Source organism: Pedobacter ginsengiterrae (assembly GCF_039537385.1).
Taxonomy (GTDB): domain Bacteria; phylum Bacteroidota; class Bacteroidia; order Sphingobacteriales; family Sphingobacteriaceae; genus Pedobacter; species Pedobacter ginsengiterrae.
Window position 1 is genome coordinate 24,282 of record NZ_BAABAK010000013.1, and the last position, 7,762, is coordinate 32,043.

7 protein-coding genes and 1 rRNA gene are annotated in these 7,762 nt (G+C 36.9%); 2 read left to right on the forward strand and 6 right to left on the reverse strand.

The window, feature by feature from the left end; genetic code table 11:
* Positions 1-33: 33 nt before the first annotated feature.
* The gene (locus tag ABD692_RS13040; RefSeq protein ID WP_344767631.1) at positions 34-639 is read right to left on the reverse strand and encodes a TetR/AcrR family transcriptional regulator; all 606 of its coding nucleotides are present in this window, start codon (positions 637-639) and stop codon (positions 34-36) included.
* 427 nt (positions 640-1,066) lie between these two features.
* Here ABD692_RS13040 and ABD692_RS13045 point away from each other — a divergent pair, with 427 nt between their 5' ends.
* Positions 1,067-1,510, forward strand: coding sequence for a GNAT family N-acetyltransferase (locus ABD692_RS13045; RefSeq protein ID WP_344767633.1), 444 nt, complete (start codon positions 1,067-1,069; stop codon positions 1,508-1,510).
* A 178-nt stretch (positions 1,511-1,688) separates the two neighbouring features.
* Here the strand turns inward: ABD692_RS13045 and trpA are convergent, their stop codons facing one another.
* The 4 genes from trpA to trpD all read right to left on the reverse strand — a co-directional run bounded on the left by trpA (position 1,689) and on the right by trpD (position 5,762).
* Positions 1,689-2,456 (reverse strand): tryptophan synthase subunit alpha, encoded by a 768-nt coding sequence (gene trpA, locus ABD692_RS13050; RefSeq protein ID WP_344767635.1) that lies wholly within the window; start codon positions 2,454-2,456, stop codon positions 1,689-1,691.
* Between the two features lie 83 nt (positions 2,457-2,539).
* A complete protein-coding gene (gene trpB / locus ABD692_RS13055; RefSeq protein WP_344767637.1) occupies positions 2,540-3,721 on the reverse strand; it encodes a tryptophan synthase subunit beta in 1,182 nt (393 codons plus the stop codon).
* Between the two features lie 419 nt (positions 3,722-4,140).
* A complete protein-coding gene (locus ABD692_RS13060; RefSeq protein WP_344767639.1) occupies positions 4,141-4,776 on the reverse strand; it encodes a phosphoribosylanthranilate isomerase in 636 nt (211 codons plus the stop codon).
* Positions 4,776-5,762: an anthranilate phosphoribosyltransferase gene (gene trpD, locus ABD692_RS13065; RefSeq protein WP_344767641.1), complete on the reverse strand. Its 987-nt coding sequence runs from the start codon at positions 5,760-5,762 to the stop codon at positions 4,776-4,778. Before trpD ends, ABD692_RS13060 begins: the two co-directional genes overlap by 1 nt.
* Positions 5,763-6,108: 346 nt before the next feature.
* Between trpD and ABD692_RS13070 the strand changes: the two genes are divergently transcribed.
* Entirely contained in the window at positions 6,109-7,056 is a 948-nt protein-coding gene (locus ABD692_RS13070) for an ion channel (RefSeq protein WP_344767643.1), read from the forward strand.
* A 445-nt stretch (positions 7,057-7,501) separates the two neighbouring features.
* Here the strand turns inward: ABD692_RS13070 and rrf are convergent.
* Positions 7,502-7,613, reverse strand: a 5S ribosomal RNA gene (gene rrf, locus ABD692_RS13075).
* Positions 7,614-7,762: the final 149 nt, after the last annotated feature.

The following is a 7,762-nucleotide window of genomic DNA, read 5'->3' on the forward strand; positions in this document are numbered from 1 at the left end:
CTAACAGTGTTAAATGGTAGATTAAAAAAAAGTTTAGCTGTTAATAGATAGCGTAATTCCCTTAATAGCGTCTTTCAAAATTTGTTGGTTAAGTTCGTCAGTTGTTCTACCATTTGGCCTAACCAGGTTAATCGAAATCAAACCATGAATAATCGACCAATATGTGTAATACTTCATGCAGATGTCGTCTTCAGATACTGGTTTCTTTTCGAATAAAGATTCAATTACATCACCTAACATGTTCGAAACTTGTTCAGCCTCCTGCATAGAATTTTTGACCGTGCAGCAAACCATATCAACACCATACATCAACTGGTAAAATTCTTTATGAGAAAAAGCGAAGTTCCAATAAGCAACCCACATGGCTTCCATTTGGTCGGCAGCGTTTTCATGTTTATCACGAGCTTCGCGAATATCTTTGCCTAAGATCTGATAACCTCTTCTGGTTAGCTCTAATAAAATACCTTCCTTATTAGGAAAATATTCATAAATAATTGGTGCAGTATATTCAATCTGGTCGGCGATTTTACGCATACTCAAAGCCTGCCAGCCTTCCGTTTGAACAATGTTCAAGGCCGCATCCAGAATACTGGTTCTGGTTTCTTCTTTTAAACGTAGAATTCTTTCTTTACTTCCCATGACTGGAATTATTAAGTGTAAATAATCTAACACCGTTAAGCAAATGTAGAACCATTTAACAAATCAACAATCATTCTATTGTCAAATAGAACTTTCTCTTCAAAAAAACACGTTTGAAGTATTTAAAAGAGTATTTGTCTAGTAAATGTTTATTTCATTTTTTTTTTAGCTTCTTAAAGTTCATGACAAGTACACATTTTTTTTTTGGAAAGCAATAACTGTAGCCTTTTTGGAACGGAAGTTTAACCCCTTATTACAATCTGTTTTAGATTCCGCTATGCTGTAATGAAGGCAGGCCTTTCCATTACCTGCAGATGAGTCTGAGTTTGAAGTTCAGGCTATTGCAAGGAAAAAATAACCGCCCCAGACTGCCGATGAAAAATCGTCAAAGACGACATACTAAAATAAAATTTAATATTTTAGTCCAATGATTTACCGAGAAGCCACAACATCCGACATTCCTCAAATTCAAATTGTTCGACATACCGTCAAGGAAAATACACTATCCGACCCAGCACTTGTAACCGACGCCGATTGCGAAGAATTCGTCACTCAACGTGGCAAAGGTTGGGTTTGTGAAATTGAAGAAGAAATAGTTGGCTTCTCTATTGTTGATTTGAAAGAACACAACATTTGGGCACTTTTCCTTCGACCCGAATTTGAAGGTAAAGGCATTGGCAAAGAGTTGCATCGCTTAATGATGGATTGGTACTTCGATCAAACAAAAGAAAAAGTTTGGTTAGGAACTGCCCCCAATACAAAGGCTGAAAAATTTTATGAATTACAAGGCTGGAAAAATGTCGGCAGGGTAAATAAAGGAGAAGTAAAGTTCGAAATGAATTATGAGGATTGGGTAAATAAATGTAGATAATCATATTAAATCCTCCCCCGGACCCATCCAATGGGCGATAGCATGATACAGCAGAAAATTCACCTGTCGGTTGGTGTGACACCAACCGAAACAGTCGTTACATAAAAAGTAAGCTAGCTTTCCAATACTGTGATTAGTGAGACACCAACCACTAACTGTCATACATGCTTAAAAATCCTTAACCTTTAAACTTCTTCATAAACTCCCTCACGCTCTCTTCAATATCCCCATCCTGAATAGCTTTAACGAATGCCGTTCCGATAATCGCTCCATTTGCATAAGAACATGCTTTATCGAAAGTTTGTTTATCGCTAATCCCAAAACCAATCATGGTTGGATTGTTTAGATTCATATTCTTAATTCTACCAAAGTATGTCTCTGTAGTATCCCCTACTTCCAGGTTTTTACCTGTCGTTGCTGAAGAAGAAAGCAGGTAGATAAATCCATTTGTTAGCCCATCGATTTTTTGTATACGTTCTTCGGCGGTTTGAGGTGTAATCAAAAACACGTTACTTAAATTGTGCTCTTCAAAGCAACCCTGGTAAAACTCTTCATATTCCACCATTGGTAAATCGGGAACGATACAGCCATCCACGCCAACTTCGGCACAAGCCTTACAAAAGTTCTCTACACCAAACTGCAAAACAGGATTTACATAACCCATCAATAAAACAGGAATGGTTACGTTTTTACGCAGGTCTTTTAATTGCTCGAAAAGTACTTTCAGCGTCATGCCCTGATCTAAAGATTTTTTGCTACTTGCCTGAATTACTGGCCCATCAGCAACTGGATCGGAATACGGGAAACCAATCTCCAGCATATCTGCACCAGACTTTTCTAAAGCCTCGGCAATTTGTATTGTATCGCCGATATTTGGATAACCTGCGGTATAGTAAATTGATAATATATTTTTCTTCGTTTCGAAAAGTTGTTTGATTCTGTTCATAATTTAATTTGGAAATGGAAATGGTAATAGAGAATAGATTGCAACAGAACCATTTCCAATTCTCTGTTTTCAATTCTCTATCTTTATAAATTAAAATATTTAATGTAAGTATCTAAATCCTTATCGCCTCTGCCCGACAAGCAAACCACCACATTTTCGCCACCTTTAAATTCCATCTTTTCCAGGTAAGCCAACGCATGAGCACTTTCTATTGCTGGAATAATCCCCTCTAATTGAGTGAGCAATAAACCAGCATCCAAGCTTTCTTCATCAGTAATGGAAACATATTTTCCTCGCCCAGTTTTGAACAAATGTGCATGCTGTGGGCCGATTCCAGGATAATCCAAACCCGCTGAAACCGAATGCGGTTCTACCACTTGTCCGTCTTCGGTTTGCATCAAAATACTTCTGCTTCCATGTAAAACCCCCTCTTTACCAAGATAGGTTGTTGCGGCAGAAAATCCACTAGAAACACCTTTACCAGCAGCTTCAACAGCGATTAATTTCACATTTTCATCATCCATAAAGTGATAAAACATACCCATGGCATTACTACCACCACCTACGCAAGCCAAAACATAATCAGGCTGATCATTTCCAGTTTGCTCAATTAACTGTTTTTTAGTCTCCTCAGAAATGATGGATTGGAAAATCGCCACCATATCAGGATAAGGGTGTGGACCAACTACAGAGCCAATAATGTAATGTGTATCAACTGGGTTATTAATCCAATCACGCATAGCCTCATTGGTTGCATCTTTAAGTGTTTTACTTCCTGAACTTGCTGGAACAACCTTTGCACCCAACATTTTCATACGTGCAACATTTGGCGCCTGACGCTCAATATCAACCTCGCCCATATAAATCACGCACTCCAGATTACGCAAAGCACAAACGGTAGCCGTTGCAACACCATGCTGACCAGCACCAGTTTCGGCAATAATTCTTTTCTTGCCTAACTTTTCAGCTAGTAAGATCTGACCGATGGTATTATTAATTTTATGTGCGCCAGTATGGTTTAAATCTTCTCTCTTCAAGAAAATATTTGCACCATACCTTTCTGATAACCTATTGGCTAAATATAATGGCGAAGGGCGGCCAACGTAATCTTTCAATAATTGATGAAATTCTTTCTGAAAATCGGCATCATCAATAATCTTTAAATAGTTTTGACGCAATTCCTCTACGTTTGGATAAAGCATCTCTGGGATGTATGCTCCACCGAAATCTCCGTAATATCCTTTTTCGTTTACTTTGTATTTCATATATCTTAATCAATATTCCATCAGTTGAAACCGACGGCAATGAATTTTCAAATCCTTATTAATTTCTGTCACATTGAGCTTGTCGAAATGCATTAAAGTTCTTCGACAAGCTCAGGATGACAAACTGTTTATTTTTCATTGGCTACGGTTCCGTACTGCTAAGCCTTACCACTACATCTTCGTTTAACTCTATCCAGCATAACAAATTTTTCGGAATGCATTATCCAAGCCAAACCACTAACTTGAAGAGAAAAATTTTCAGCTGGCAATTTTGTTTTTTCACTGACTTCTATTTTTCATTTGTGTTCAAGCTAGCTTATCTGGTCTTTTGTTGTCAAAAGAAAAAAGCCTATCTGGCCAGGACAAACACCTAATTTCCTCCCGCTGCCCACTCCAAAGGGGGATAGGATGGCGCACAACTAATTACCTAAATTAGCTAACAACTCTTTAATCTTCTCTACATCTTTAACCCCAGGTTCAATCTCAAATCTACTATTGATATCCAACGCATATAGCCTTTCATCATTTATTCCCAGAACCGCATCAACATGCTCCAAATCAATCCCTCCACTTAAAAAGTAAGGCTCATCAAGGGTGTAATTATTCAATATCTCCCAATCGAATGTTTTTCCTGAACCACCATGTGCTTTTGTTTTGGTGTCGAACAGAAAGAAATCAACCTCATTCTCGTATGGATCTAAAATAGAAAAATCAAATTCCTGATCTAAACCAAAGGCTTTAATCACTTCCAAATTATTAAAAGTAGCTTTCAATTCTGCACAATATTCGGGCGCCTCACTTCCATGTAATTGAACAGCCTTTAACTGATAAAGATTTATTTTTTTCTTAACAATTTCCAAATCCTCATTAACAAAAACACCTACGGTTTTAATTTCTGACGGAATATATTTGATTAACTCTGCCGAGACATCACTAATGTACCTTGGCGATTTATCATAAAAGATAAAGCCCAAATAATCAGGCTGCAAACCAGCAACAGCAGCAATGTTCGCTGCGAATTTCATTCCACAAACCTTAAATTTCAAATCGCTCATTAGGCTACTAATTTTTTAAAGCTCTCCAATGCTTTTTTGCTCGTTAGCGATTCCTCAGCTTCATAGAAACAATCTGCAAAACTTGCCGATGGTTTTATGGTTTTAATGGCTAGAGCAGAATTACAAAGCACTACATTGTTTTGCACATCAGTCGCCTCGCCATTCAGCACATCTATAAATATTTTCGCAGATGATTTTACTGTATCGCCACCTTTAATATCATTTACAGCAACCTTTTCAAACCCCATATCGTTAAGAGTCAAAATACTCTCCCCTTTATTATTGAATGTTTTAACATCACAGGTTAACGAAATTTCGTCATAACCCTCTAACGCGTGTACAATAGTATAATTCTTTGTAGTATCCTGATATAAATAATTGTACAAGCGAGCCAGCTCCAAACTAAAAACGCCAACCATTTGATATTTTGGCTGCGATGGATTAACCATTGGCCCTAGCATATTGAAAAAAGTTTTCACACCCAATTCTTTGCGAATAGGAGCAACAATTTTCATAGCTGGATTAAATAGTGGAGCATGTAAAAAACAAATTCCAGCACTATCCAGATTGCGTTTCAAAATATCCTGATCATTCGTGAAACTATAACCCAAAAACTCCATAACATTTGAAGAACCACAACCCGATGAAACGCCGTAATTACCATGTTTAGCAACCTGATAGCCAGCTCCCGCTACTACAAAAGATGAAAGTGTAGAAATATTAAATGTATCCTTACCATCGCCACCAGTTCCACAAAGGTCGATTAATTCGTAGTTTGAAAAATCTGTTTTAATTCCTAAGTCCAGCATCGCATCACGAAAACCTTGCAATTCATCAACGGTAATGTTACGCATGGCATAAGCAGTAATAAAAGCCGCAATTTGAGAGGAATTGAATTCACCCTGCGTAATGGAAATAAGGATGTTTTTTGCCTCTTCCCTACTGAAACTTTTATTTTCAAATAAATGGTTTAATATCTTCTTCATGTTTTCTTTTATTTTAACCACCTCAACACAAATAGACACAGATTTTTCTCTGCGTTTATCTTTTATCTGTCTACATCTTTTCCATCTGCGGTTAATCATTTTTTAACGTCAATTTCTTTTTTTTCATGAGAACACGATCCGAGGATCTAGTTCAATAAAAAAAGGATTGCTTTTTGGGCAATCCTTTCAATTGTATTTAAAATATTTTAAAATATATAACAACAGAATTTGCCTAACGAATTTCGTTATGCCACCACCAATTGTTATTTAAGTTTTTAATTATCATGTTTGTATAAAACAAATATTATCATTGTTTTTTATAATTCCAAAATCTTTCTAAAAATATATGGCTTTCTTCAAAAGAAAAGTACAATTTAATGATGATTTAGGTTTCGGTTCTGTTCCCGTAATCAAAAATCAACGCGTTTTAAACACCGACGGTACACCAAATATCGAACGTATTGGTTTACCATGGTTTAAATTCGACGATACTTATACTCGTTTAGTAACTATGAGTTGGCCTCGTTTCTTCTTTGTTATTTTAATTGTTTACCTCATCGTAAATAGAATTTTTGCAGTTGCCTATAATGTTATTGGTATCGAAAACCTAAATGGGGCTAAAGGTACAACCCTACGTGATCAATTCTTTGATGCCTTTTTCTTCTCTGCCCAAACCATTTCTACAGTAGGTTACGGTCATATTTCACCGCAAGGTTTCGTCACAAGTATACTTGCTGCATTCGAAAGTATGCTAGGTCTATTGGCTTTTGCACTAGCTACAGGACTACTTTACGGTCGCTTCAGCCGCCCTACCTCTAAAGTTTCTTTTAGTAAAAAAATGGTCGTCGCACCCTATCAAAATAAAACTGGTTTAATGTGTCGGTTGGTCAATTTGAGAAAAAATTCACTAATTGATGTTGAAGTACAGATGTTCATGACCTTTAACGAAACCATTGAAGGTAAACTTAAACGTAGTTTTTATCCGCTCGAATTGGAGCGTAGCAAAATCAGTATCCTATCCCTTAACTGGACAATCGTTCACCCAATCACAGAAGACAGCCCATTGTTTGAGAAAACATTAGATGAACTGATGGTTGCAGAGGTAGAGATATTTGTAATTTTAAGGGCTTTTGATGATACTTTTGCGCAAACTATCCACAGCAGAACAAGCTATCAAGACGAAGATATTGAATGGAATGCTAAGTTTAAAATTATGCATTCACACAATGAGCAAGGAAAAACCGTAATGGATTATAGCCTATTTGATAAAACAGAAAAAGCTTTTATTGATTAAATTTCCAGTAAAACAATTTCGGTGCTTATGGGTCAATGAAGTCCTGCTGTTTGCTGCAATCTTTTTGTCCACTGGAGTACCCGATCGGATGAAAGCCTGCAAACCCAAAAAGGATTTTCGCTGCCATCAGGTTTAAAGCGCAGGGACAAATACTTTTTTGAACCATTCATCATGCCCAAACATATAAAAAAACCTAATAAGCCTTTAAATGAAACTGGAAACCTTAGATACCCTTAGATATCTTAACTGGTGGGATTAATATACTTTCACCATTGTAGATTGATGTCTGGCTTAACCAGCTTAAGCTTTAAGCTTTCTACTTTAGCCTTCCATCTTCCGCTTTAGTCTTTCCGCTTTATGCAACATACAAAAACCCTGTAAACCAAGAAACCCTTGCAGTTGTTACTACAAGGGTTCTTTTATTAATCTGCTTTAGCAGTTTAAGATTTGGCACCGACCTACTCTCCCACGTGTTACCGCAATACCATCGGCTCTGGTGGGCTTAACTTCTCTGTTCGGAATGGGAAGAGGTGGACACCACCGATATAGGCACCTAAATGTTTTTAAATAAGGTTGAGGGTTTAAAGGTATAGCGTATAAGGGTATTAACCTTTTCACTTTTAGCCTTTTTCCTTAAGCCTTAAATGACATATTATTGAAAGAAGTTAAGTTTTGAAGAACAAACAACAGTATGTTGCTTTTGAAA